The sequence below is a fragment of the Vibrio sp. 10N.261.52.C11 genome (genome assembly GCF_041471405.1).
Classification (GTDB): domain Bacteria; phylum Pseudomonadota; class Gammaproteobacteria; order Enterobacterales; family Vibrionaceae; genus Vibrio; species Vibrio crassostreae_C.
This window is the reverse complement of the sequence record NZ_JBFROI010000014.1, coordinates 44873-70025: the sequence shown is the minus strand read 5'-3', so window position 1 is coordinate 70025 and position 25153 is coordinate 44873. Positions and strand designations below refer to the sequence as shown.

General features: G+C 45.1%; 23 protein-coding genes and 3 pseudogenes. 11 read left to right on the top strand and 15 right to left on the bottom strand.

What is annotated here, in order from left to right; genetic code table 11:
• Positions 1 to 85: 85 nt before the first annotated feature.
• Positions 86 to 571, top strand: coding sequence for an Lrp/AsnC family transcriptional regulator (locus tag AB4323_RS05685; protein ID WP_017065258.1), 486 nt, complete (start codon positions 86 to 88; stop codon positions 569 to 571).
• 99 nt (positions 572 to 670) lie between these two features.
• On the opposite strand, the gene AB4323_RS05680 is transcribed toward AB4323_RS05685, so the two are convergent.
• Both AB4323_RS05680 and AB4323_RS05675 read right to left on the bottom strand, forming a co-directional pair.
• Positions 671 to 2041: an L-serine ammonia-lyase gene (locus tag AB4323_RS05680; RefSeq protein WP_136979737.1), complete on the bottom strand. Its 1371-nt coding sequence runs from the start codon at positions 2039 to 2041 to the stop codon at positions 671 to 673.
• Positions 2042 to 2067: 26 nt separating this feature from the next.
• On the bottom strand, positions 2068 to 3609 hold the full coding sequence (locus tag AB4323_RS05675; RefSeq protein WP_017065256.1) for a sodium:solute symporter family transporter: 1542 nt from the start codon (positions 3607 to 3609) through the stop codon (positions 2068 to 2070).
• Between the two features lie 348 nt (positions 3610 to 3957).
• Between AB4323_RS05675 and AB4323_RS05670 the strand changes: the two genes are divergently transcribed.
• From AB4323_RS05670 to AB4323_RS05655, 4 genes are all read left to right on the top strand, one after another.
• Positions 3958 to 5262 carry an MFS transporter gene (locus AB4323_RS05670; protein ID WP_017104144.1) on the top strand — a complete coding sequence of 435 codons (1305 nt, stop codon included), beginning with the start codon at positions 3958 to 3960 and terminating at the stop codon, positions 5260 to 5262.
• 125 nt (positions 5263 to 5387) lie between these two features.
• A complete protein-coding gene (locus tag AB4323_RS05665; RefSeq protein ID WP_017065254.1) occupies positions 5388 to 6404 on the top strand; it encodes a nuclear transport factor 2 family protein in 1017 nt (338 codons plus the stop codon).
• Positions 6405 to 6652: 248 nt separating this feature from the next.
• Entirely contained in the window at positions 6653 to 7738 is a 1086-nt protein-coding gene (locus tag AB4323_RS05660; RefSeq protein ID WP_372151885.1) for a porin, read from the top strand.
• Positions 7739 to 7935: 197 nt separating this feature from the next.
• Positions 7936 to 8973 carry a LacI family DNA-binding transcriptional regulator gene (locus AB4323_RS05655; RefSeq protein WP_017065252.1) on the top strand — a complete coding sequence of 346 codons (1038 nt, stop codon included), beginning with the start codon at positions 7936 to 7938 and terminating at the stop codon, positions 8971 to 8973.
• A 56-nt stretch (positions 8974 to 9029) separates the two neighbouring features.
• Here the strand turns inward: AB4323_RS05655 and AB4323_RS05650 are convergent.
• Positions 9030 to 9839 (bottom strand): annotated as a pseudogene (locus AB4323_RS05650) (sulfatase-like hydrolase/transferase); the annotation flags it as partial.
• On the opposite strand from AB4323_RS05650, the pseudogene AB4323_RS05645 reads away from it, so the two are divergent.
• Positions 9835 to 10086: pseudogene (locus tag AB4323_RS05645) on the top strand (DUF481 domain-containing protein); the annotation flags it as partial. The pseudogenes AB4323_RS05650 and AB4323_RS05645 sit on opposite strands and share 5 nt — an antisense overlap.
• A 111-nt stretch (positions 10087 to 10197) precedes the next feature.
• Here AB4323_RS05645 and AB4323_RS05640 read toward each other — a convergent pair.
• The 6 genes from AB4323_RS05640 to AB4323_RS05615 form a co-directional block, all read right to left on the bottom strand.
• On the bottom strand, positions 10198 to 10617 hold the full coding sequence (locus AB4323_RS05640) for a globin (RefSeq protein ID WP_017065249.1): 420 nt from the start codon (positions 10615 to 10617) through the stop codon (positions 10198 to 10200).
• 136 nt (positions 10618 to 10753) lie between these two features.
• Positions 10754 to 11134, bottom strand: a complete 381-nt coding sequence (locus tag AB4323_RS05635; protein WP_017062185.1) for a VOC family protein — start codon at positions 11132 to 11134, stop codon at positions 10754 to 10756.
• Positions 11135 to 11280: 146 nt separating this feature from the next.
• Positions 11281 to 11730 carry a redox-sensitive transcriptional activator SoxR gene (gene soxR / locus AB4323_RS05630; RefSeq protein WP_017062186.1) on the bottom strand — a complete coding sequence of 150 codons (450 nt, stop codon included), beginning with the start codon at positions 11728 to 11730 and terminating at the stop codon, positions 11281 to 11283.
• 164 nt (positions 11731 to 11894) lie between these two features.
• Positions 11895 to 12416, bottom strand: a complete 522-nt coding sequence (locus tag AB4323_RS05625; RefSeq protein WP_372151883.1) for an NADPH-dependent FMN reductase — start codon at positions 12414 to 12416, stop codon at positions 11895 to 11897.
• Positions 12417 to 12741: 325 nt separating this feature from the next.
• Positions 12742 to 14304, bottom strand: a complete 1563-nt coding sequence (locus AB4323_RS05620) for a glutamate synthase-related protein (protein WP_372151882.1) — start codon at positions 14302 to 14304, stop codon at positions 12742 to 12744.
• Positions 14305 to 14528: 224 nt separating this feature from the next.
• Positions 14529 to 15086: a DUF1439 domain-containing protein gene (locus AB4323_RS05615; protein ID WP_017065247.1), complete on the bottom strand. Its 558-nt coding sequence runs from the start codon at positions 15084 to 15086 to the stop codon at positions 14529 to 14531.
• A 162-nt stretch (positions 15087 to 15248) separates the two neighbouring features.
• On the opposite strand from AB4323_RS05615, the gene AB4323_RS05610 reads away from it, so the two are divergent.
• From AB4323_RS05610 to AB4323_RS05595, 4 genes and pseudogenes are all read left to right on the top strand, one after another.
• On the top strand, positions 15249 to 15635 hold the full coding sequence (locus tag AB4323_RS05610; RefSeq protein ID WP_017062190.1) for a thiol-disulfide oxidoreductase DCC family protein: 387 nt from the start codon (positions 15249 to 15251) through the stop codon (positions 15633 to 15635).
• 397 nt (positions 15636 to 16032) lie between these two features.
• Positions 16033 to 17376, top strand: a complete 1344-nt coding sequence (locus tag AB4323_RS05605; RefSeq protein WP_372090379.1) for an ABC1 kinase family protein — start codon at positions 16033 to 16035, stop codon at positions 17374 to 17376.
• Positions 17377 to 17460: 84 nt separating this feature from the next.
• Entirely contained in the window at positions 17461 to 18006 is a 546-nt protein-coding gene (locus AB4323_RS05600; RefSeq protein WP_017062212.1) for a glutathione peroxidase, read from the top strand.
• Positions 18003 to 18469 (top strand): annotated as a pseudogene (locus AB4323_RS05595) (DUF3429 domain-containing protein). The gene AB4323_RS05600 and the pseudogene AB4323_RS05595 overlap by 4 nt, the downstream one beginning before the upstream one ends.
• Positions 18470 to 18543: 74 nt before the next feature.
• Here AB4323_RS05595 and AB4323_RS05590 read toward each other — a convergent pair.
• The 5 genes from AB4323_RS05590 to AB4323_RS05570 all read right to left on the bottom strand — a co-directional run bounded on the left by AB4323_RS05590 (position 18544) and on the right by AB4323_RS05570 (position 22691).
• Positions 18544 to 18978: an N-acetyltransferase gene (locus tag AB4323_RS05590; RefSeq protein ID WP_017062214.1), complete on the bottom strand. Its 435-nt coding sequence runs from the start codon at positions 18976 to 18978 to the stop codon at positions 18544 to 18546.
• Between the two features lie 151 nt (positions 18979 to 19129).
• On the bottom strand, positions 19130 to 19744 hold the full coding sequence (locus AB4323_RS05585) for a LysE family translocator (RefSeq protein ID WP_017070275.1): 615 nt from the start codon (positions 19742 to 19744) through the stop codon (positions 19130 to 19132).
• 98 nt (positions 19745 to 19842) lie between these two features.
• Positions 19843 to 20175, bottom strand: a complete 333-nt coding sequence (locus AB4323_RS05580; RefSeq protein ID WP_372151880.1) for a hypothetical protein — start codon at positions 20173 to 20175, stop codon at positions 19843 to 19845.
• Between the two features lie 136 nt (positions 20176 to 20311).
• A complete protein-coding gene (locus tag AB4323_RS05575) occupies positions 20312 to 21748 on the bottom strand; it encodes a lipopolysaccharide biosynthesis protein (RefSeq protein WP_372151878.1) in 1437 nt (478 codons plus the stop codon).
• Positions 21749 to 21764: 16 nt separating this feature from the next.
• The gene (locus AB4323_RS05570) at positions 21765 to 22691 is read right to left on the bottom strand and encodes a glycosyltransferase (RefSeq protein ID WP_017062218.1); all 927 of its coding nucleotides are present in this window, start codon (positions 22689 to 22691) and stop codon (positions 21765 to 21767) included.
• Between the two features lie 315 nt (positions 22692 to 23006).
• Between AB4323_RS05570 and AB4323_RS05565 the strand changes: the two genes are divergently transcribed.
• Positions 23007 to 24155: a glycosyltransferase family 4 protein gene (locus AB4323_RS05565; protein ID WP_372151877.1), complete on the top strand. Its 1149-nt coding sequence runs from the start codon at positions 23007 to 23009 to the stop codon at positions 24153 to 24155.
• 204 nt (positions 24156 to 24359) lie between these two features.
• Here AB4323_RS05565 and AB4323_RS05560 read toward each other — a convergent pair whose 3' ends face one another.
• Positions 24360 to 25133, bottom strand: coding sequence for a ribonuclease H family protein (locus AB4323_RS05560; protein WP_017067057.1), 774 nt, complete (start codon positions 25131 to 25133; stop codon positions 24360 to 24362).
• Positions 25134 to 25153 lie beyond the last annotated feature (20 nt).

Below are 25153 nucleotides of genomic sequence, written 5' to 3'. Positions count from 1 at the left end.
GAGAGTTTACAGATTCGACTAGGAATTAAATTGCTATATAGGCTAATATTAGTCCAAATTTGAGCAAGAATTTTCCAAAATAGCCATGAAACAGAAAGAATCCACCAAAGAAGTATTGGATGACACAGATATCGCCATCTTAGAGCATATCCAGCAAGACGGACGCATGAGCAACAGCAAGCTCGCAGAGAAGGTCAACCTCAGCGAAACCCCATGCTGGCGTCGTTGGAAACGCATGGAGGAAACTGGCTATATCGATGGTTACGCCGCTAAGCTGAATCGTAAGAAATTAGGCTTTCATGTGGCTGGTTTTACTCTTGTGACCTTGGGTAACCATGAAGTTGAAAACACAGAACCATTCGAAGAATTTGTCGCGGTAACCGATTGGATTCCTATGTGTCACTGCATTGCAGGCGGCGCCGATTACATGGTGCAAGTGTTGGCCAAAGATTTGGAAGAGTACTTTGAGCGTATTAGCTCGATCAGACGAGTCAAAGGCGTGAGTGCGATTCAGTCGAACATCTCAGTAAAAGAGTTGAAAAACAGCTATCGATTACCGCTTTCAGATTAGCTCCCTAAAACACATAAAACAAAAAGCCCAGCCGCGATAGATTTCTAAAGTCTAAGGCTCTGGGCTTAACGTTATTATTTACTGGGTTAACTGGCTTAGCTATTCACAAGGATGAGCTAAATGGATCAAGGCTAAACCACCGAGTGATGTTTCACGATATTTCTTGTTCATGTCTTTACCGGTTTGGTACATGGTTGCGATGACCTTATCGAGTGAGATCAAAGACTTGCAGTTTCGCTTCAATGCCATGCGAGATGCATTAATTGCCTTCATCGCACCCATCGCATTTCGCTCGATACACGGCACTTGAACCAAGCCGCCAATTGGGTCACAAGTCATACCCAATGAGTGTTCCATCGCGATTTCCGCCGCAATACAGATCTGCTCATTGCTGCCACCGCGTAGTGCCGTTAATCCCGCAGCCGCCATAGAGGATGATACGCCTACCTCACCTTGGCATCCCACTTCCGCACCAGAGATCGAAGCGTTAGTTTTGTACAGAATACCAATCGCGCCCGATACCGCTAAGAAATCTTTTAACTGCTTAGTATCCAACTCTTTAATGAAGCGATGGTAGTACATCAACACAGCAGGAATAACGCCCGCCGCACCATTGGTTGGTGATGTTACCACTTGGCCACCAGCCGCATTTTCTTCGCTAACCGCAAACGCAAACAAGTTAATCCAATCCATGATTTCCATTGGGTCGTTTTCAACCGCCGCATTCGCTTCTAACTTTTTCAGTAGGTTAGGCGCACGACGAGTTACGTTCAAACCACCATCAAGAATGCCTTCGGTTTCAAAGCCACGCTCCATACAACGACTCATCACTCGCCAGATTTGATCCGCTTTCTCTGAAATAATGTCAGCGCCTTCGAACTCCGCTTCATTTTTTAGAATCATACCACCGAGGCTCATCCCACTATTGTCAGCTTGTTGAAGCATTTCATCGGCGTTTTTGAACGGGAAAGGAACTTCTACCGCTTGGGTTTGAGTACCATTTTGCAGTTCATCAGCAGTTGCGATAAAACCGCCGCCAATCGAATAATAAGTTTCATCGACAATCACGTTGCCACTCTGGTCAAACGCAGTAATCATCATGCCATTTTCATGCAGAGGCAGATTGTCTTTGTGGAACAACATGTCGGTTTCGTAGTTGAAGGCAATGTGCTTGGTGCCCGCTAAATCCATCTCACCACTGTCTACGGCATGACGCATTGCTTGGTTTGCGCTGGTGATTTTGATGGTGTCTGGTTTATTGCCTAGTAGCCCCAATATTGTAGCTCTGTCGGTGTGGTGACCTATGCCAGTCAATGACAAAGAACCGTATAAATCCACCTGAATACGCGTCACTTCTGCGATTTTATCAGCGATTAATTGTGTGAAATGGAAACCCGCAATCATTGGGCCGTTGGTGTGAGAGCTCGATGGCCCAACACCAATTTTGTAGATATCAAAGATCGATAACATAGATATACCAGTAAAAAATCGGTCAATTAAGAAAGAGCGGCATAAAGCCAATCAGGGATAACAGTACAAGCAGCAATCGTCACAACAGCGAACACCAACAAGCCATAATGACTCGCGGTAGGCTTTGCAAACAAATGCTTTTGCTTTTCTATAAATTCATTTTGTTGCTCGGTTACCTCTCCCCAGAAGCGGCTCACAACAACACCTAACACTAAGAAAACCACAGTGCCAATCAAGGCAAACCAAGGCCAAGCTATTCCGCTGTATTTGGCGATGAATACGACGGCCACACTGCCAATACTGCCCGCAATTACGCCTTTCTCGTTTGCTTGTTTGAAGAACAAACCCAAGATGAAAGAGCCAAGGCGAATACCAACAAAAATAGAGGTTAAGCTCGCAATCGTTTTAAGCACTGATTCATTAGAAACAGCCAGTAACGCAGGCACAACAACCGACGCTGCAGCAACCAGGCTCATTTTTCTAGCCACTGATTCATAGTGCGCGTCAGAGGCTTGCTTACGGAAGAAGCGCTTATAGAAATCGAACGTTGCGACCGTCGCCATTGAGTTATAGGTGGAATCCAATGTCGACATTGCCGCAGCCGAAAGTGCTGAGATCACCAAACCAACAATGATTGGGTTGGTATGGTTAAACACAAAATCGAGAATCACTTCGTTGCTGTTTTCAAAACTGCTGTCTTGATAAAAGACACTTAACAGCACCCCCATCACAGCAAAGAACAGATAAACAAAAAATGCGCCGTAGCCACAAAGCAACATCGATTTTTGCGCTGTTTTAACACACTTAGTCGCCAATGTTCTTTGAATAATCAGTTGGTTAGTGCCATACACACTCAGGTGCAAGAAGCTCACAGCCACTACGCCGGCCCACAATGTGGTATCGACGCCTAAGTCAAAATCGAGATTGATGATATTCAAATGTTCAGGAGACAACATCTCGCCCGCATCGATTTTCATCAGCAATAAAACAAAGATCGCAATGCTGCCGATAATCAACACTGCTGACTGAAGCATGTCAGTCCAGATTACAGTCGAGATACCACCCGCATAGGTATACAACGCAGTAAATACGCTGATGTAGATGATCGCCTCAGAGATACTCACTGGCAGCACTTGCACTAAGATCAGGGCTACCGCATACAGAATAACCCCTGCCGAAATACACTGAACCACAATGAACACGATGGAATTGATCGTGCGAGCAACAACGCCAAAGCGGTGCTCTAGGTATTCGTAAATCGAGGTTAGGCCGAGCTTGTAAAACACCGGAACAAAGAAAAGCACAGTGAAAAAGATCACTATTGGATAGTTCAAATGTACGCTCATCGCTTCCATGCCTGAGCTATAAACCCAGCCCGGCATGCCAACGAACGTCATTGCGCTGATGTAGGTTGCAAGAATCGACACACCTGCCGTAAACCAACCAAACTGTTTTCCACCAGTCGAAAAGTCGCCACCGACGCTATAGCGCCTATTAACTAAGTAGCTGATAAACAAAGTAGTTAGCACATAAAGAGCAATAACCACAAAACTTGAGTACGTAACCATTTTTAGATTCCGTTTATTGTATGTCGCAATTAATTCGCTGCCAATAGTACTCAAAAATGGATGTTTTCCCTCAAAAACCCACAATAAGTGTGACTATTATCACTAAGATAGACGATTAAACACTCAAATCGCCCCACAAAGCACAAAAACCCAGTTAAATGAGATCAAGATCACTAAAATGCACAAAATGGGTACGCACTCATTTTAAAATTGACTTTGATCACGGATCTAATAACCACAAAAATTCTATTATCTCTCCCGAAATGAAGACGGTGTGATGAAGCTAAATAATCAACACACAATAATTAAAACCAAAACCACCCTATATAAAATAAAGGTTTATCGGTCATGACCATTAAAAAACACATGAGCGAAGTTCCTATGATTCAAAGGGTAGCCGCATATCTAGCAATTCTAGTAGGTTACTTTTTTTATTGTTATAACTTTGTAATTATTGACTACGTACGCCCATACATTGTGGAAGAATATGCTGGTATTAGCCTTTCTGATACCGCTCAGTTCTACACTTGGCAGTCTGTTGGTGCTCTGATTGGTGCACTGAGCTGTGCATGGTTCGCAACCAAGTTCGGCAAAAAGTCCACGCTAGTAGCAATTACGGCATTAAACGGTGGTGCAACCATCATCAACATGATGTTTACCGACTACGCCACTTGGGCCGCAATGCGTTTCATCATTGGACTGTCTTTAGGCGGTTACTTCACTGTAGCTGTATCTTTGATGATTGGCCTATTTACACCAACGGTTCGCGGTAAGTTGACTGCTTTTGCTTCTTCAATGTTCTCTGTTGCTTTAGTGGCAATGGGCGCTTACGCAGCCTTCATTACAAGTGTTGATGCACCTTGGCAGAGCCTAATGTGGGTAGGTGGTATTCCACCGCTTGTAGCAGCAGCGTTAATGATCTTTGTATTACCAAGCGACAAAACAGTGATCGCCTACGGTGAAGAAGATCAACAAACCACAACCAATGCAGCTGGTGAAGTAACCGAAGCTAAAAAAGGTTCTTGGGGTGAGATGTTAAGCAAGCCTTACCGCAAAATTACGATTACTTGTTTACTTCTTTCTGGTCTTAACTTCTACGGATTCCAATTCTTCGGTGGCTTTGTAACTACCTACCTGAAAGATGTTCGTATGTTTGATGGTGCAACCATCGGTTTGATCTTCTCTATCTCAGCATTTGGTTCACTCTTCGGTGCTTGGTTCTGGGGATGGGCAGCAGATAAGTACGGTCGTAAGATCAACGCGTTCGGCTTCATCCTCGCAGGTATCATGGTTTCTATCTTCTTTGTCGCACCTGGTGACATGATGATTGGCGGCCTAAACATGCTGGCTCTTCTAGGTCTTATCTACAACTTCGGCCTGTCTGCTTCTGCAGTATGGGGCGGTTACTTCTCTGAATTGTTCCCAGCACGCTTGCGTAGCTATGGTGCAGCTTTATTCCATGGCGGTCGTATTATCGGCATGTGGGCACCAATGGTTCTTATCTTCATCCAAGAGCGTACCGACCTACAAACAGCAATGTGGGGCTCACCAATCGTATGGATTATCGCCGGCCTACTATGGCTAACACTGCCTGAAACTCTAAAAGGTGGCGTCTTCGATAAGAGCAAAAAAGCTGAAGCAGCAAAAGCTTAATTCGACACTCATACGCTGAAGTTCAAATACGAAAAGTTTAAAGCCGGCTGATAAATCAGCCGGTAACAAAATCCAAATCGAGTCCTGTTCCGAATGTTGACTCGACAACACAAAGAGAAATTATTATGTCTAAATATCAAGAAGCGAAACGCATTGTTCGTGAATACTTCGATGCAATGGAAAACGCAACTCACGAGAACGTTGCTGAAGTTTTAAAAGCACACACTTCTGAAGATTACTTGTGGCGCGGTGTTTACCCATTCCGTGAGCAAGAAGGCGCACAAGCAGCAGCTGACGTATTCTGGGCACCAATGATGAAGTCAATGACTCGCATGCAGCGTCGTCAAGACATCTTCATCGGTGGTAACAACGAAGTTAACCCAGATGAGATTTGGGTAATGAGCATGGGTCACTTCATGGGTCTATTCGACGCTGAATACCTAGGTATGCGCCCAACTGGCAAGATCATGAACGTTCGCTACGCAGAATTTAACTGTGTTGTTGATGGCAAAATCACTAAGACAGGCCTGTTTCTAGACCTACTAGGCATGATGGATCAAGCGGGTTGCTACCCACTTCCACCATCAACTGGTAAGCACTTCGTATACCCTGGCCCACGTAACCACGACGGTCTGCTATTCGAAGACGCGGCTCCAGAAGAAGGTGTTGCGACACTTGCTCTAGTAAACAAAATGGTTGATGACCTGTCTGCTCTTAACGACAGCGGCGCGATGGGTTGCCCACCAGAAGTACTAGCGAAGAGCTGGTCAAAAGACATGATTTGGTACGGCCCATGTGGTATCGGCGCGTCTTACACAATTCCTCGCTACCAACAACAGCACCAACTTCCTTTCCGTAACAACCTGAAAGACAAGAAGTTCAACGGCCACGTTTGTCGTTTCGCTGAAGGTAACTTCTCTTGTTTCTTCGGTTGGCCAAACCTATCAAACACACCAACAGGTGGCTTCCTAGGTATGACTGGCGGTGAAGTACGTGCAAACATGCAAGTAGTTGACGTTTACTACCGTGACGGTGACAAACTGTCTGAGAACTGGGTTCTTATCGACCTTCCTTACTGGCTACAACAGCAAGGTCTAGATGTGTTCGAACGCACTTCAAGCATCATGAACCCAACGCTGTAATCGATACGCTTTAATCCAAAAGATTGAAACGAAATAGTGGCAACCTAAATAGACATCTGATTTAGGTTGCCACGCTTACTGGGGGACCCTTCTCGCTCCTAGTAAGTGCTCCAACCAATTCATTATTGCTCCACTAATAACTGAATCTACTCGTGCCTCATGGATGGGGTACACCCTGCCAAACCATTACCAATATAACGGGCTTGAAAGCACGGTGGCTTTCTACGGCCTGAATAAAGAGAATTACAATGAAAAAGTCGATTCTTTCAGCAGTGATCCTGACAGCACTTACCTCAGGTTCTGCTTTTGCTGCACACACTTTTACCAATGACGCGGGCGATAGCCTTACTTTAGACGGTCGTTTCGACGTTCGTTACCAAGATAAGGGCGGCGACCACAACGGTGAGTGGAACAGCGGTAGCTCTCGTTTCGGCCTTAAAGGTCAAATGGGACTCGATAACGGCTGGACTGCCTTTGGCCATGCTGAATGGGGTTACAACTCAGGTGCTAACGGCGACAATATTTACGACCGACTTCTATACGCAGGCGTAGAGCACGACAAATACGGCAAGATCGCAGCAGGTACTAAGCAGTGGTCTACTTTTTATGACGTCGCATGGTACACCGACTTAGGTCGTGTCTTCGGTACTCGCGGCTCAGGTGTTTACAACCTTTCTGACTGGGGTATTGCATCTGGTACAGGTCGAGCAGAAAACTCCATTACTTACCGTAACTCGATCAACGACCAAGTAAGCTACGGCTTCACTTACCAAACGACACGTGAAGAAGTGGCACTAGCGAGTAATGCGACAGCTTCATTGAAAAACGGAATGGGTGCGTCAATCACTTACAAACCGGTTGATGGCGTAACACTAGGTGCAGCTTACCACCAAAATGAAATTGCAGACCTAGACTCAGGTGTGGTTGGCGTAGAAAATGGCGACAACATGCGCATCATGCTATTGGGTGCGAACTACAGCAACGGCGGCTTCTACGCAGGTGCCACTTTCCATGTTGGCGAAAACTGGGAAGCTGTAAGCCAAGGCGGTACGGATGTAATGTTCGATACCCTAGGTGGTGAAATCTACACGTACTACCACTTCGACAATGGCCTACGCCCTACGTTGAACTACAACTACATGGAAGATCGTGATGACCAAACAGATGGCTATGAGCGTAACCTGCTTATCCCTGGTGTTGAATACCACTTCCAGAAGAACAAATTCCTAGTTTGGACTGAATACCAATTCGACCTAGGTAAAGATCAGCTCGTTGGCAATAAATTCGAAAACAGAGATGACCAATTCGCTGCAGGTATTCGTTACTACTTCTAACGCCCAGTTAGTCGATTCATAAATTCTTTAAACAAAGCTCTGCTCTTACGCAGAGCTTTTTTGGGTCATACCCAGAATAATATTCAACACTCTCTATTAACCCTTATTTTTCATCCAATCATGGCATATTGTATTTTTGAGTACGTACCTAATTATGTTACTCTATGCACAATCAATTTGGTTCAAAAGTATGGTCTATGAGCTCTCCAAAACACTCCACGGCGTCAAAGCCAACCGTCACCTCTAAAGATGTCGCTAAACTTGCTGGCGTTTCTCAATCAACTGTATCTCGTGTATTTGTCCCGGGCAGTTCAGTGTCTGAAAAGACCAAGCAAAAAGTGTTCGATGCAGCAAAATCGTTGAACTATCGTCCCAATGCCTTTGCCCGCAGTCTGACGACAAATGAGTCCAAATTGATTGGCTTAGTTTTCCCAGATGCCGACTACCCTATCCACATGAAAACTCTGCAGCTTATCTCTACTGAGCTACAAAAGCAGGGTTACTCTGCGGTATTGATTCCTTGGCAAGTGGATGGAAACGACAACCACTCGATTCCTAATATCTTCCAATACCGAGTTGATGGCGTAATTGCTGCTTCGGCGACCTTTAATAAGTCGCTTTATGAAGAGTGTGAAGAGTTCAACATCCCCATTGTTCAGTATGCTCGTGTAGTTGAGGGGACTAAGAGTAGCCATGTAATAAGTGACAACTACGCCGCAGGCCAAGTCGCCGCTCAACATTTACATAGCGTAGGAACAAAGTCAGCGGTTTACCTGACAGGTAACGTGCCAACCTACACCAACGGCGAGCGTGAATCGGGCTTTTGCTCAGAATTCGAAGATCTAACAGGCAAGCAAGCTCGTGTTATTGAAGCTGACTATGACTACCTTGATGCTCTAGATACCATTCGGACTCTGTTTTCAGAACCCACACATCCTCAAGCGATTTTCTGTGCGACAGATAACCTCGCGATGGCAGTAATGGATGTGGCGCGCTTAGAATTTAACCTGCGTATTCCAGAAGATCTTCAAGTGATTGGTTTTGACGATATCCCACAGACTCAATGGTTGAACTACCAACTCACTACCTTCAAGCAAGATTTCAGACGCCTTGCACGTGAATCAGTGAAAATTGTCGTTAGCCAGATTCAAGAGCAAGACACAAGCTTGGTTAAGCTGATGGTGCCAGTGAAGTTCATTGAACGAAACACGACGCTAAAACAGAACCAACGTTAAGACGCTTTCAAACAAAAATCCCGCTCAGTGTGAGCGGGATTTTTTATGATATTTAACTAGTTACCTACACCACCGGTCTTCTCTGCCGGAGAGTCAGGCGTCACTGGAGACCACTCTTGGAAGGTTGCTAGATGTTGTTGGACAGCCGCTTGTGCCGGGCCAAATGCCCACATTTTTTGTCCCATCCATTTTAGGTACATGCCCGACTCTTCCGCCGCTCGCTCGTATGGGTCACGACGTAAGTTAAACAGCAATGGTGCGTTTAGCTCTTCTTTAGGGCCACTCCAACCGTGGTTTTGCACGATGAAATGCGCCTTCCAATCACCAACACGAACCGCTTGCAGCTTGTCTCGTTCGTAGTAGTAGATCTCTTTACGGTTTGACTCGCCTTTCTCGGTCAGCATATCCACTTGGTTGTAACCATCAAGGTGCGCTTTAAAGCCATCGTGACCTTTCAGCAGTTTTTCTTTTAGATCCGTTGGACCACCAGCCGCAGCGACAAGAGTGGGTAACCAATCCATACCATCAAAGATGCCATTGCCTACAGTACCCGCTGGGATTTTACCCGGCCAGCTAACCAATGCAGGGGCTCTTACGCCACCTTCCCAAGTTGTGCCTTTCTCACCGTGATAAGGTGTCATACCGCCATCTGGCCAAGTCATGATCTCTGGGCCGTTATCGGCAGTGAAAATGATGATGGTGTTGTCAGCAATACCGAGTTCTTCCATCTTCGCCATCATCTCACCGACGTGATCATCAAGATCTTTCATGACCACTTCTTGGAGTCCCCAACCGTTTTGACCGAGCATCGCTTCGTATTCAGGTGACAGGTGCGTCCAAACGTGACCGCGTGATGGACAGTACCAAATAGGTGTGAGATGGATAACGCAGATCAATAAGGATTGGAAGTTTCACGCAACCATTGATGCAGGGCTTGGTAGTGACACCAACTTTACCTCATCTCTGTTAACTGGCGTGCGATACCAGATAAACAGTTGGTCTGACTTAAATGTTGCCTACAAATCGACCTGGGTTGATTACGAAAACAAGGGGACCTTTGAATACGATACCGCATCGCAAGGGTTCCTGATTGGTTGGGCTGCTCATTTCTAGTCAAACAATAAGAGGTAAGCCTGATATCGTTAGGCTTACCTGACAATGTCAATCTTTCAAGAGTTAATGCCGGTTTTAACTAACGAACAAGCAAAACTACCCATCAACGACCTAGTTATTCACAGTGTTTGGAACTACGCACTCTTTCTTCATGATAGTTAAGCCGGCCTCGAGAGTTTCTGTCCAAGCTTGTTCGACGCTTTCATCGTAGTGAGGGTCATATTTTTTAACTGTATTGAGTAACGAATTGAACCACTCGTTGAGTTCTTGCTCAGAGATATCCATTCCTAAATCTTTATGTCGCTTCCCAAGCTTTTTTACCGAGTTTCGTACGCTAGGCAGACCCGCAGAGTTATAGATAAGAATGATCGAGGCTTTAAGCATCTTGGTTTGTTGCTCTAACCCTATATTTTCAAAACGTTCTGAAAACCTTGGGTTATGCTCGCAAAAATCAGCCAAAAACGTTTCGAGAAATTCTTGGTCAATCCGGCAGCGCTCAAAACTTTCATAAAACAGTTCGTTCGGTTTCATCTAGCCAGTCCTTTGCAAAATTTTGAGTTATCGGGAAGCTAACAAGTCCAGAGCCGCAACTTAGCCAACTCCGAACCATCAATATGATCTAAGTATACGCCACTGTGGCATAAAATGAACGATGGCATAACGTAAACTACGGCATAAAGTGCGTTGCACAAATCTTGTTTCCATCAGGATCTCGCAAATAAGCCATGTACAAGCGACGCTCGTCAGAACCTCTCGCTCCGGGGCCATTTTCAATGCTGGTACCGCCATTTTCGACGCCAACTCGATGCCACTCATCTACAACTTCAGGAGAAGACGCAAGAAAACCCACCGTCATACCGTTGCCGTGAGTCGCAGGCTGACCATCAATCGGCTTCGTTAAGCCCAACACACCCGTTTGGCTAACGTAAACACAGCGCCCTTTGGGATCAACAGAGCCTTCGCTATAACCAAGCACTTTCATGATTGGGTCATAAAAAGCCTTCGCGCGTTCAATATCATCGGTACCGAGAAAAACATGGCTGAACATAACTAACCTCTTCTTTTATTGAAAGAACCATCTAAACTAGACCTATAATTCGTGTTTGTCTAGGCACGCTATTCGGTCACAACTGTTGCTTAACCCATTGAGCAAACACCTGAAACTTAGTTCGCTGTTCCATGCCTTTCGGGAACTCAGTTAGTCTGTTCAACAATTCGTTGTGCGCCCTGCCCTTGGTCATGCAAGATATCATCAGGATTTAGCAAGTTGCACTTTTGCATACTCAAGCATCCGCAACCGATACAGCCGGTTAAGTTCTCTTGTAGCGATTTAATCTGCGCCATTTTACTGTCGAGTTGCCCCTGCCACTTCTTAGCAACGCGCTCCCAATCTCGCTTAGTCGCGGTATGGTTCATCGGCAGTGTCGATAATTCTTCGGTGATCTCTTCCAGCGTGAAGCCTATCGACTGCGCGACTTGGATCAACGCAATTCGTCTCAACATCGCCGACTGATAACGGCGCTGATTTCCGTTAGTACGAATCGAAGCAATCAACCCCTTGGTTTCGTAAAAACGTAACGCCGAAGGAGCCACGCCACTGCGCTCAGCCAACTGGCCTATGGTGAGGTATACGATGTTTCTCATTACGACACTATCCTTGAGATCATAAATATTTAAAGCTTACTTTAACTTTAGAGTAGCGACCTATTGTTACCTTAACCAATTAATGTCCTTAAACTTTGACAACGGGCGCAATGAAAAGCAATCGTGAACATGGCTGCTTTGTTTTATTGTGGTGTTCTCGCTCTCTAAATCTGACTCATGATCGATTTCAGGCTCTCGGCCATTTCGGCATTGATGATCTCACCCGTTTCTACATTAAAGTTGTCGTAGAAACTTGGCACCGACATCGACCCCTTCACATCAACATCAAAGTAAGGTGCGGAATTTACCGCAGACGACAACACAGAGCTTGCGCCACCGGGGCCTGGTGATGTGGAGAGCATCACAACAGGTTTGCCTTGGTACACTTTCATGTCGATTCGTGATGTCCAATCAAACACATTCTTAAAGGCTGCGGTGTATGAGCCGTTATACTCTGCAAAAGAGATGACCACAGCATCTGCTTCGCCAATCTTGCTAAAAAAGCGTTGAGCGTGTTGATGAACACCTGAATCTTGCTCTCTTTTCTCGCTGTAAATTGGCATCTCGAAATCATTAAGGTCGAGCACCTCGACTTGCGCGCCTTCGACTAAACCTGCGGTGTACGCTGCAAGTTGTTGATTAATTGATGTTGTACTGTTGGTCGCGCCAATCGCTAATACTTTCATTGTTGATCCTTGTTCATTTTTCTCACCTTTTTGCACTCATGACTTCAATTACGGAGCTCAAAATTCATAACTGAAGATTCGTAACGTCTGTTTGATAACATCAAAACCTGCACTAGGCGACAAGGTGATAGATTGTGTTTTTAGATTGGGGATGATGATAAAACCTCAAGTTAACTTGAGGTAAAGCGATATTTTCAAAATATAGGAAATAGTTTAAAAACACTTATAAAGCAGTTGATTATGAAAGGTTTAACATAGGTTGGCATTACACAGGAAAAAGTCAGCACACCCAAAATACATTGAGTGTGCTTTATCGAAGTATTATTTACTTAAAGTGATTTAATGGACAGACACCAGAGTAAGCGACACCGGATAGCTCGGCCATTTCGCGATTCCATGTTGCCAAATCATGAGGGTTAAATTGATTCAAATGATCATGCCCACATGCCCTCGCCATCACTTGCATTAATTCTGTCGAGGCTTCAAAGAAGTTCTTAAGCTGGTTCGATGCTTTCGAGACATTCAAACGCTGACGTAAATCGGCTTTTTGAGTTGCAATACCAGCAGGGCAATTATTGGTGTTACACATTCTCGCCGCCACACAACCTATCGACTGCATGGCACTGTTTGAGATAGCGACACCATCAGCACCAAGCGCCATCGCTTTTACGAAATCCATCGGCACGCGCAAGCCGCCCGTGATGATCAATGTGACTCTGTCACTGACCCCTTGTTTATCGAGATACGCTCTAGCGCGAGCAAGTGCTGGAATAGTGGGAACACTGATATGGTCACGGAACATTTCTGGCGCCGCCCCTGTACCGCCACCACGCCCATCTAAGATGATGTAATCGGCACTGGCATCAAGCGCGAACTGAATGTCTTCTTCGATGTGATTGGCACTTAACTTAAAGCCAATCGGGATACCGCCTGTCACCTCTCGAACACGGTCGGCGAACTTTTTAAAATCCTCGACCGTGTTAAGGTCGACAAAGGTGGGTGGAGAAATCGCTGCCGAGCCCGCTTCAATGCCACGCACCTCCGCGATCTTGCCTATGTTCTTCGCGCCCGGTAAGTGCCCGCCCGTTCCGGTTTTGGCACCCTGCCCGCCTTTAAAGTGGAAGGCTTGAACGTTTTTGAGCTTAGCTTCATCGTAACCAAACTGAGCACTGGCTAATTCATAAAAGTAGCGAGAGTTCGCCGCTTGCTCTTCGGGTAACATACCGCCCTCACCGGAGCAGATACCCGTCCCTGCGAGTTCGGCACCTTTCGCCAATGAGACTTTTGCTTCTTCAGATAGCGAGCCAAAACTCATATCAGACACAAACAAAGAGATGTCCAATTTAAGCGGCTTCTTCGCTTTGGGGGCAATAATCAGTTCGGTACCAACAGGCACATTTTCTAGCAAAGGCTTAGTCGCCATTTGCGCGACCATCACTTGAATATCGTCCCAGTGAGGTAATAGATGTCTTGGCACGCCCATAGAGGTCATTGGCCCATGATGCCCAACCTTAGATAAACCATCACGCGCTAACTGATGAATATACTCCACGGTAGGCTCTTCTTTGGTTGCGGTTGCCGCTGGAGATAAATCAGGGGCTGTCGCTTGAATGTGAACTTCAGGGCCTTCTTGCCCAATTTGTTCCGCAGTAAACTGTTTATGAGTGCCATCGCAAAAAGGGAGATTATTCGAATACTTACAGCGGCACAGGTAGGCATCACCGTCCTCTTCGGCGACAAAGCTTTTCGGTTTGAACCCCGTACCAGCATGAGAACCGTCACAAAACGGTTGGCTTTTCGATTTCCCGCAGGTACAGAAGTAATACTCTTCTCCCTCTGTCAGCTCTACTTTAACGGGTTTGTTATCCGCAATTACTGGACTCTTCATAGTTCGCTCACCTTTTCTTTCTTATGATTTGATGACTGAAGCGATGACTTGCTCACAAGAGTAAAGTAAAGGTGAGATACCCAGCGAATTCAATAAATGAGACTGATAGACAAGGTGAGTAAACCGACTAAAAACAGTCACGACCGACTGAGCTCAAACAAAAATGGCTACCTAGTAGGCAGCCATTATGGGTGAGAGCTTAGTCAAAACTAATGCACTGAGGGTTAATCAAACAATTCGATAACCAATTTATTGTCTTTAATCACTAGATTGGGTTCCGATGACTTAATCAACGACTCTTGAACCTTGTTGCTGTCGAGTTTGTAAACCGGAGACTGGGACAAAGCAAAACCTATCATCGATACAGCTGGTTTGAGTAGTGTCTCTATTTCAGGCGAAAGCTGTTTGCCTTTTTCTTCAAAGCGCTCTAGTCGCAGCGACTTTAGATACACCTCGCCACTCTCCTTGTCGTATTCGGGAATCGCGCTGAACTCTAAGTCTAAATCCAACCCCATATTAGGCATATTGAACACTTGAACTTTTGCATTGGTATTCGCCAACACGGACACGCGTTGTGCATCGGCTCGACCAATTTGCACTTCTAGATCATCCACAGCCACTTGTGCGTACATCACACTTTGTACACCAACCTCTTGTTCTAGCATCACTGAGTCTTCAAGGTACTTCGTCATTTCTTGCTCGGTAATACTGTAGCTAACACAACCACTGAGCATCAGGGCTGTCACAGCTATAATCAAACGGTTCATTAACTTTGTTGTCATTGGAGATAGGCTCTTATTTTTTAAATGCATGGAACGGATGTTACCTCGAGATGATACTGTAAATTGCTTGTCACAATAACAGTGTCGGATAACTGGGCAGAATGATCCACCTAAATGGTGATGTCGTATCAATGAGAATTGACGAAAATAGTAAGGAAAACAATGACTGCATTAACGATATTTTACGATGGAACCTGTCCACTTTGTGCAAAAGAGATGGCAGCACTGACTAAGTCTGATTCCAAAGATCAGATCCAGACCGTCGATATCTACAGTGAAGCGTTTTCAAACTACCCGCAAATAGATGCCGAGGCAGCCAATACAATCTTGCATGCACTGGACGAAAACGGAAAGCTGCTGCTCGGTTTAGACGTGACTTACCAAGCGTGGAAGCTAGTAGGAAAGGGTTGGCTGTATGCCCCGTTACGTTGGGCGATTTTTAAGCCAATGGCAGATTGGTGTTATCTACGGTTTGCCAAAAATCGATATAAGATTTCGTTTTGGCTAACCGGAAAATCACGTTGCAACGGTAACAGCTGCACAAAATAGTTTTGAGTTAAGACATGCCGCTGGCGACTTTGTAGTAAACGATGCCAAATAGGGCTGCGAACACCAATACCGTAACGGCCACTTTCAACCAAATAAATTTCATGCTTTGTCCTTTTAATTCTGTTTACTGTTCCACGCGACAAGTTAGCACAACAAAACATACGGTTGTGTAATGATTGATAGAACTTTGTAGTCATACCAATCACAGTAGGTAAGTGTCAAGAAATAGCGCAGGAAAAAAGCTTGAGAACAAGGCGGCTCTTTTCGACAAGAAGTTTCGATAAGTAGTTATTCTACAATCAAAAAATCTAACGACTTTATCGAGATTTTTAACAAGCTAGGGTGAACAGTTATTTACTACGATTGGTATCAACCCTGATTCCCAGAGAGAACCTTTATGTCGGCAAAAGAGAGAAACCTTCCCACACATCGAATTTCTAGATTCAGTAAGTTCGCTTCGTTGGCGACAAGAGTCGCGGGTAACGTGCTAACGGAAGGCACCAAACAAATTGCACAAGGCAACAGGCCCAAAGCAAAAGACTTACTGTTAACGCCACAAAACATTGCTCGCCTGACCGATCAACTCGCACACCTGCGCGGTGCGGCTATGAAGTTAGGACAGATGCTATCAATGGATGCGGGTGATGTCTTAGAACCAGAGTTAGCCGACATTCTCTCTCGCCTGCGCTCCGATGCCGATCCACTGCCAACAAAACAGCTCAATCAAGTGTTAGAAAGCTCGCTCGGGAACCATTGGAAAACCGAATTCCTGTCCTTCAATTTTAAACCGATCGCCAGTGCATCTATCGGACAAGTTCACCAAGCCTATAGTGATGCTGGGGACAAACTCGCAGTCAAAGTCCAATACCCCGGCATTAGAAAAAGTATCGACAGTGATGTAGATAACGTGGGCACGCTGCTCAATATTGTTGGCTTGATACCAAAGTCGGTCGACTACAAAGGCTTGTTAGAAGAGGCAAAGAAACAACTCCACGATGAAGCAGACTATGCTCGCGAAGCTGATTACGCAACTCGTTACCATGATGCATTGAAAGAATACTCTCACTTCGTCGTACCTAAGATTCATCCGCAAGTCTCTTCAGAATCGGTGCTCGCCATGGACTTCATCGAAGGCGTCACGATAGAGCAAATCGAAAGTTACGACCAAAGCACACGTGACTTTGTAATGCACAGCTTACTGGAGCTTCTGTTCAGAGAGTTGTTCGATTTTAAGATGGTGCAAACCGATCCCAATTTCGCCAACTACCTTTATGTTGAAAACACCCGACAAATTGGCTTATTAGATTTCGGAGCAACCCGTGAGTACAGTGACCGCTTCAGCGAGGGTTATCGCTTGGCCTTTTCCTCTGTCATTAACAACGATGAGCAAGTGCTCAACCGAGCTTTAGAGCAAATAGGATTCTTTAGCGAGACAATTCTTCCCGAACAACGCCAAGCGATTCTAAATCTAGTGAAGATGGCCTGTGAGCCGATGTTAGTTGACGAAGAGTACGACTTCAAAGCCAGTGGATTGGCACAAAGGCTTCGTGAAGCAGGCACCATTTTGAGCATGGAACAAGAGTATTGGCATACGCCGCCCGCCGATGCGCTGTTCCTGCACCGAAAAATTGGTGGCATGTATCTATTAGCGGCTCGCCTTGGTGCAAAAGTGAATATCAGTCGCTTGGTCGCTCCATATCTTATCTCAGAGAGCAAAAGCACAACTAAAAGCGCGAGTTAATGAGACAGTAAATAATACGCAAAGTGATCATTTCATCGTGCTCAAGAGTAATAACCATTACGCCAACTAAAATGAGCCAACCCTATGAAATGTTCACTACTTTGCTCAACCGCACTGATTACAAGCCTCACGAGTTCCATCGCCTTTGCAGCGAGCTGTCCCGAAATACTTAATGGCAAACAGCGCTTGTTAAACTCAACCGAAGAAATCGCCTTGTGCGATGAGTTTCAAGGCAAAACTCTATTGGTGGTAAATACAGCGAGCCAATGTGGCTTCACTCCGCAGTTTGAGCAACTCGAGCAACTTCATCAAACCTACAAAGACCAAGGCTTCACGGTTATCGGTTTCCCAAGTAATGATTTTCGCCAAGACAAGGGAAGCGAAGAGAAGACGGCAAAGGTTTGTTACCTAGACTATGGCGTGACCTTCCCAATGATGGCGCGAGCTTCACTGTCTGGTAGCAACGCCAACCCCGTGTTTACAGAGATACAACAGCAAGCGGGCGTAACGCCTAAATGGAACTTTTACAAATTCTTGATCAGTAAAGAAGGTAAAGTCGTCGCCACCTTCCCTAGCTCCACATCTCCAGTGAGTGCCACGCTCAAAAACGCGATTGAGCAGCAGTTATGAAGGCGGATTACATGGCAACAACTCAAACCCGTAACACCATGGCCAAACTGGGGTACATGGGTTAATTCCGTTTTTATTCGGTCTTCTCCTTTCGCTCACCGACAGCCAATTTATGGGGATAAGCGGTGAAACGCTGTTCATCACCTACAGCGTGGCAATTTTGAGTTTTCTTTCAGGGATCTTGTGGGCAAATGGCATCGAAAACTTTGAAAGCCAATCAAGTAACAAAGCACTGCTAATAAGCAACGCGATTGTGCTCATCGCTTGGCTGGCAGTATTGCTTGGCGAACAAAAAGAGCTAGTGACAACTCTGATTCTCATCTTTGGTTATATTGCGGTTTGGCGAGCTGAAAGGACGATGAGAGAAGAGAACCAGAGCCAAGGTCCTGATGGCTACTTTGATATGAGGACTCGGCTGACCTCTAGTGTCGTGTTAATGCACGGTATCGTGATGCTAACCTAGAGCTACGAGATTGTCTTTGAAGTGTGAGCCTTTGATTTAGTTAAGCGCCTTTGTTAAAAACCGTTAGCAACAATCTAGATGATGAGCTTCATCACTAACCTCGGCTCATCATCACCAAAGTAGTTGTCTTCTTGCTTGATGGTAACGAACCCCATCGATGCATAAAGCGCACGAGCCGATGTGTTATTTGGGTCTACAGTGAGCAAAAGCCTAGCATCTCGAGGCAACTGCTCAACCGCCTGTTGCATCAGTTTCCGGCCAACTCCCATGCCACGATAATTCTGGTCTACAGCCAATGATAGGACCCAAAACTCATTCTGCTTGTCTGTGGTTGTCGTTAAGGCATAGCCAGCAATCTTTGAGTCTTGCTTAGCAACCAATAAACCTTTTCCCCAGCAATCAAAGGCCTGACGAAAGAAAAACAGCGGATAGGCGTGAGCGCCAAACAAAGCATGTTCAAGCTGGTAGATATCAGCCAGTTCTTGTTTTTCCGCACAAACAACATTCATAGATAGACCTCATTTAAACCGAACCTCAAGTTTAAACATGCAAACTCAAAGGTGCTATTAACAATATATCAACAGCCTAAAGGCTTACGAACTACCTTAACGAAGATGCCACTTAACTAACGCCTGAGGAGTAGATTAGGTTACTTATGTTTTACTGTCGAATAACCAACAAATTTGCGCCAGATAACGCAAGAAAAACCGAGCACGCTTTGTTGAAACGTTTTGCCATTTGTGGCTTAGAGAACCAGTTTCTGAGGTATAAGCCAAATGCCGCGTAGATCGATATCGCGAGCATTTCTAACACTAGAAAGGTGCTACCTAAAACAAAGAATTGAGTATTTACGTTCGCTGAAACATCGACAAATTGAGGAAGGAATGCAGTGAAAATGAGTATCGCTTTTGGATTGCCAGCAGCGAGTGCAAATTCTTGTTTAAACAGACCAAACCAATTCTTATTTCGTTCGATATCCACGACCGGACTGGCGTGTGAGCGCCATAGGTTGAACGCGATCCACAACAGATACATCGCGCCAAATAGTTTGATCAGGAAAAACAGCGTTTCAGAAGTATAAAGCACAACCGCTAAGCCAGATGCAGCCAAAGCAATCATGCCAGAAAAAGCGAGGATTCTTCCTAGGCCTGCGACAAAGGCGGCCTGAAATCCGTAACAACGGGCGTTGTTCATTGATAACAAATTGTTTGGGCCCGGAGTCATGTTGAGCGCAAAACAAGCGGGGATGAATAGCATTAACTTCCAGATTTCCATTTTTCGTCCTTGTTAAAAACTTCGTAAATATTTAATCAATGAACGAATGCAGAAAGCTCTGTATTTACCGCTTCACATGCCGCCATTTTAATTAACCATTACTCGACAATATAATGCTCTTCGTCTGGTTCAATCAAATTCTCTGCAATACCAATTTCGCCCGCGATGAAAATCGCACTCGCTATCGTTTCTAATGTTTTATTCGGCTCTCTATCCGGTACTTCGTCCAATTCAGGAACTGGCTGCGATCGCGAGATTGAATTACAAACGACACTTTCACAAACGATATTGTGTTGCTCCTGTTGGGAAACTTCAGGCGGCTTGAAATCCGGTGAATTGAAGTCGGGAGCAGTAATACCCTCACTTGAAAACTCAGAGGCGCTGTATGAGGCAGCTGAAAACAGAGAAAGGAGCAGCATCCACTTATTCATATATCTTTCCATCGTTAATATTCACTGAATTTATAAATACTATCTAATCAGAAGTATTATGAACAGTGTTTTATTGTCAGGAATTATGATATTTAAGAATGCCGATTAGAAAGCCCAGAGCTTGGATGACATGAATTCAACTCACATGTGAATGCTTGCCTAACGTAAACTTATCAAGCAGCGCCTGTGGAACTGGGATAACAGAGTATCGAATGAAGGCCACTAACGTCACTATCGCCACAAAACTGCCTAAAACAAAATCATGAACATCAACCAGCACCAATCCCAGAAGTTGATCACTCGCTATCGCTACTAATGCGATGCTAACTGCGGTTACCCACTTGCTGTGTTCATAAGGTAATTGTTCCATCGCTTGGCTTACAACATACAGAAGCATGAGCCGCACAACATAAGTTGCACAAAGAACCGCGACAACACCCCACACGCCATAAATAGGCGTCACTGTGAAATAACCAATGGCCGCCAAGACCGCACATCCACCTTGAATCCACATTTGAGATTGACTCGAATCGCCACTGAAACAGCCAAGGTTAAGGTAATCCCCAGCGTTCTTAATCACACCAATCGCCAAGAGTGCCACGACAATCGTGCCTGCATATTGATAACTGCTTGGCAAAATCAAAGTAATAAAACCAGGTACAGTAAGGATCATCAAACAACCGAATACAATGGCCAGATTAACACCGACTAACGCCCTATCGGCACACATCTTACTGCCACCCGGCTGTTGAAGCATCGCCACACGGTTTGGAAACCACCAAAGCGCGTAAGGCTGCAACAACAGACCAAGAATCAACGCGAACTTTCCGCTAACCGCATAAATCGCGAGTTCTTCGACACCGACGAAGCTTGCCATTACCCAGCGGTCGAGCCCCATGATCATATACATTGATGCACCGCCAACCAGAACGGGCAGTCCGAATTTTAAGATCTTCGCCGAGTATTTGAAGCAACCAAAAGATCCCATCTCTTGCCATTGATAACGCACTAAACAAACCATTAGCAACACACTGGATACCGCAGCTGAAATCAACACGCCATCTATACCGTATCCAGCCTCAAGCAAAACAAAAGTCATGATGGCTTGAACACCGGCTTTCAACACATTGAGCATACAAAAACGTTTCGCCATCGCGTTCATACGCATCAGCGTTAGCGGGATAGAAATCGCCCCATCGAGCATGGTAGGAATAAGCAGAAGCAGTATCTGGTAAGGCTGGAATTCAACTGGCAACATTAAGATTAACAACGGCATACTGAGGGCAATCAAGGCGCCCCCAAGCACGCACACCAGCACGCTCAATGTGAAGCAGTTCGAGACGAGCTTTTGCTTTTCATCACCTTCGGCGACACCCACATAACGATACATGGCATCGACAATACCGAAGCTGAACAATATCGTCCCAATGTCTGCCAGCAAGACAATGGCTTCTAAGGAACCATACTCTGCCAACGTCATATTGTGCGTAATGTACGGTATCATCACCAATGAAATCCCTTTCATCATTAATATACCGATGGCGTAGTAAGCCGACTGCTTTAAAGAACCCATAGTCGTCACCTTTTCCTTACCAAGCTGGCTTTAGGAAACTTTTACAGTCTCCAATTAGGTGTCGCAATGTGCGTTTTTGAGGTGACATGACCAAAGAACGGAAACTGTAGGCAATAGCCTGTCTATTCTGTTGTAAACCTCGATAATAGTCAGCATAACCTTCCAGTATTCTCGCCTTTGCGATTTTGAAGCTAGAAGTGGGTAGATTCCATCGTTGACTGTCATTTTGGTAATGTTGAAGAATAGTCTCTATAGACTGCAAATTTCTCAATTTAAGACTTTCAGTTTGGGTAACAGAGCTCGCTCTCATCAAGTAGCCAACCTGCACCGAGTTCAACACACCGATCTGATGGTTTTCACTCATTCGAAGCCACAGTTCCCAATCTTCCCCATACTTGATGTCAGCATTGAAACTGTCTGTTTGAGAAAACACATCCGCTTTCACCATGACCGTTGATGTTCCAATCACGTTATTTTCTATGATGAACTCCAACGGGTTCTCGATATTGATGAACAGCTCATCTTGATCTTGAAACTGCGACCAGTAACTAAAGCAGTCGACTATTACTTGGTAATCTTCAGTAAGATGCTCGTAGTTAGTAAAGCTCATCGCGAGATCAGGGTAACGTTGATGAAATTCGAGTTGGCGCTCAATTTTTTCAGGAAACCAGAAATCGTCTGCGTCTAAAAAAGCGATGTATTCACCGGTCGCCTTTTCAATCCCTAGGTTTCTCGCTTGAGGCGCACCAACACCCAATGTGGACAACGTAATAATGCGTTCATCGTCTATAGAAGCAAGATACGTCGACGTTCCATCGTTACTGTTATCGTCAATGACAATCAGCTCAACATCTTGATGAGTCTGCTTTAGTACACTACCAATCGCTTTCGGCAGGTAATCCAAACAATTGTAGGTAGGAATAACAACACTTACTTTAGCCATAATGACGCCCTCAGATTTATACGTTATATGGCTGACGTTGCATGTTCTATGCCGAGAGTGTCTTACTACAAAATCACCTCTATATCAGTCACCTACGCGTCCATTCTCAAAATGACGACCAAACACAGATGTTCAAAAAACTGCAACTCCAATTTGATTATCAATTTGAGAAAACGAGCCACCTCTTAAGGGGTAACCTTCGAAAAGCAATCAGAAAGCCCTCCAAAGCTACGATTCGATCTTGGTTCGTATCTTGCTTTATTGGTTATTACCTTGGCTTGATAGCTTTAGTCATATGGATTTGAGGAGTAAGGAATGAAGAAAGTAGCATTTGTGGCGCCAACCTACCCAGTACTCAGTGAGACCTTCATTCAAACAGAAGTCGACTCTGTGAAAGCGTGTGGGCACGATGTGTGTGTAATGACGTTCAAAATTGAAAACAGTAAAAAACAGTTCGACTACGACATTGTCGAAATAGGTAAAAATGTTCGGAAGGGTAAAGTCGCCAGCATTAACTGGATAGGTTTCATCAAGGCTGTCTCATTTATTTCTAAGCAAACCAGCATGCCCAAAAAGTCACTGTTCGCTTATGGGTTTAAATTAGCGCTGCAACTCGCGGAAAACGACGTCGAACACGTTCACGCGCATTTCTGTCAGCACACCACTGCTCACGCCATCGTCGCGGCAAAGCTGCTGAATATCACCTGTTCGTTCGTTGCTCATGGTCATGATGTTTACGAGTTCGCTTATGACATTGAACATAAAATCTCATCGAGTGATTTTGTGGTTGCAGTGTGTAAAGACATGCTCGCTGACTTCAATACCATGGCGAAAGGAAACATTAAGCTCCTGCACTGCGGAGTGAATACTAAACAATTCCAACTCAACCCAAAAACCGAAACGAAACAACTTCGCTTTGTTTTCCTTGGCCGATTAGTGGAGCAAAAAGGCATCCACCATCTTATTGATGCATTGGCGCCGATTGCCGAACCTCTCGACATTCATCTCGATATCATCGGTACTGGCGATTTAGAGCAACAGTTAAAATTGCAGGTCAAAGAAAAAGGACTTGCTCGAAACGTGACCTTTCTTGGAGCGAAACCTCACGAATGGGTAAAAGAAAAACTATCGAACTATGACAGCCTAATCGCGCCCTTCTGTTTTTCCGAAACCGGATGTGTGGATACAGGGCCTCTGGTTTTAAAAGAAGCGATGGCTGTGGGAACACCAGTCATTACCACCAACATCATGGGATGCAAAGAGATCGTCTCACCAGAGACAGGCTTTGTGGTTAGCGAAAAAAACGTGGAAGAATTAAGAGAAGCGATTGAGCGTTTCGCGCAGCTAAGCAGCAACGATAAAGCATCGATGGGTTTAAAGGCACGTGAGAGAGTGAAAGACAGTTTTAATTCGATCAAACAAGCTCAGCAATTATCTCGTTGGATAGAGAACCCAGCTCAATAAGGATTAACTCAGGCAGTAAGCATCGCAAGGGCTGCTACGTCTCACAAGAACGACTAAGCACCATAAGAAAGCGGAGCACCACAAAACAAAAGAGCGCTACATCAATTTGAAATGTAACGCTCGTCAAACACTGCCCAATGATCGCGACTTATGCTTTCAGTAACTTTCATTAGCTTTTCATTAGCTTTTCATTAAGAAGCCTAACTAGCCTGCTCGCAGTGCCAAAATAGACTCAATATCTTCGATGTCACGATATTGAGCGAGTTGTTGCTCTTTCGATGAAATAGCCACAATCGACATTCTATCGGCCAGTTCGTTACCTTCAATACCAACGTGTCCGTTCACATGGTAGATGGTAATTTTTGAAGCCAGTTCTTGGTAGAGCGCATATGCAGGCTTAATAATATCGAGGTTTTTGATCTCGCCGCCCGACTTAGTCCAGCCCTTTTTCTCCCAACCCGTTGCCCACTTAGTAATACAATCAATTGAGTACTTAGAATCACAATAGATCGCAACAGACAGACCCGCGTTTAACTTCTCTTTTGCGAGAATAAACGCTTGCTTAAGCCCATGTAGCTCAGCGGTATTATTGGTACCAACAGGTTGATACAAGCCATACCACAATTCGGTTAATTGGTTGTTTTGGTATACCGCTAAACCCGTCCCCGCTTCACCAGGGTTTGGTTCACAAGCACCATCGGTAAAGATCTTGATATCAAAAGGCATATCAGTGATTTGCTGCTCCGAAAGAGGCGGCACCTTAGCTTTCGTCGCCTTACCCGCAGAGTTTGGCTTTGTCGCTGTAGAACCTGACGCAGACGACGTTTTACCACCGAAAGCAGACTCAGCCTCGCCTAGTGTTGGGAACGATTTATATCTCGCACCAGCAAAGCCATCGACTTGAGACTTACAGTCATTCCAAGTGGTAAAAATACCCGGTGTACGACCTTTCCAAACCACATAATATTTCTTAGCCAAACTAACTCCTTACCAAAACC

Bases quoted from the DNA above. Each gene is read 5' to 3' on its own strand.
- AB4323_RS05665 (WP_017065254.1), top strand. From the start codon at position 5,388: ATGTCTAAATATCAAGAAGCGAAACGCATTGTTCGTGAATACTTCGAT.
- AB4323_RS05640 (WP_017065249.1), bottom strand. From the start codon at position 10,617: ATGAAACCGAACGAACTGTTTTATGAAAGTTTTGAGCGCTGCCGGATT.
- AB4323_RS05580 (WP_372151880.1), bottom strand. From the start codon at position 20,175: ATGAATAAGTGGATGCTGCTCCTTTCTCTGTTTTCAGCTGCCTCATAC.
- AB4323_RS05635 (WP_017062185.1), bottom strand. From the start codon at position 11,134: ATGTTCAGCCATGTTTTTCTCGGTACCGATGATATTGAACGCGCGAAG.
- AB4323_RS05675 (WP_017065256.1), bottom strand. From the start codon at position 3,609: ATGGTTACGTACTCAAGTTTTGTGGTTATTGCTCTTTATGTGCTAACT.
- AB4323_RS05655 (WP_017065252.1), top strand. From the start codon at position 7,936: ATGAGCTCTCCAAAACACTCCACGGCGTCAAAGCCAACCGTCACCTCT.
- AB4323_RS05605 (WP_372090379.1), top strand. From the start codon at position 16,033: ATGTCGGCAAAAGAGAGAAACCTTCCCACACATCGAATTTCTAGATTC.
- AB4323_RS05685 (WP_017065258.1), top strand. From the start codon at position 86: ATGAAACAGAAAGAATCCACCAAAGAAGTATTGGATGACACAGATATC.
- AB4323_RS05575 (WP_372151878.1), bottom strand. From the start codon at position 21,748: ATGGGTTCTTTAAAGCAGTCGGCTTACTACGCCATCGGTATATTAATG.
- AB4323_RS05610 (WP_017062190.1), top strand. From the start codon at position 15,249: ATGACTGCATTAACGATATTTTACGATGGAACCTGTCCACTTTGTGCA.
- AB4323_RS05590 (WP_017062214.1), bottom strand. From the start codon at position 18,978: ATGAATGTTGTTTGTGCGGAAAAACAAGAACTGGCTGATATCTACCAG.
- AB4323_RS05615 (WP_017065247.1), bottom strand. From the start codon at position 15,086: ATGACAACAAAGTTAATGAACCGTTTGATTATAGCTGTGACAGCCCTG.
- AB4323_RS05670 (WP_017104144.1), top strand. From the start codon at position 3,958: ATGACCATTAAAAAACACATGAGCGAAGTTCCTATGATTCAAAGGGTA.
- AB4323_RS05585 (WP_017070275.1), bottom strand. From the start codon at position 19,744: ATGGAAATCTGGAAGTTAATGCTATTCATCCCCGCTTGTTTTGCGCTC.
- AB4323_RS05565 (WP_372151877.1), top strand. From the start codon at position 23,007: ATGAAGAAAGTAGCATTTGTGGCGCCAACCTACCCAGTACTCAGTGAG.
- AB4323_RS05600 (WP_017062212.1), top strand. From the start codon at position 17,461: ATGAAATGTTCACTACTTTGCTCAACCGCACTGATTACAAGCCTCACG.
- AB4323_RS05620 (WP_372151882.1), bottom strand. From the start codon at position 14,304: ATGAAGAGTCCAGTAATTGCGGATAACAAACCCGTTAAAGTAGAGCTG.
- AB4323_RS05570 (WP_017062218.1), bottom strand. From the start codon at position 22,691: ATGGCTAAAGTAAGTGTTGTTATTCCTACCTACAATTGTTTGGATTAC.
- AB4323_RS05660 (WP_372151885.1), top strand. From the start codon at position 6,653: ATGAAAAAGTCGATTCTTTCAGCAGTGATCCTGACAGCACTTACCTCA.
- soxR (WP_017062186.1), bottom strand. From the start codon at position 11,730: ATGAGAAACATCGTATACCTCACCATAGGCCAGTTGGCTGAGCGCAGT.
- AB4323_RS05680 (WP_136979737.1), bottom strand. From the start codon at position 2,041: ATGTTATCGATCTTTGATATCTACAAAATTGGTGTTGGGCCATCGAGC.
- AB4323_RS05625 (WP_372151883.1), bottom strand. From the start codon at position 12,416: ATGAAAGTATTAGCGATTGGCGCGACCAACAGTACAACATCAATTAAT.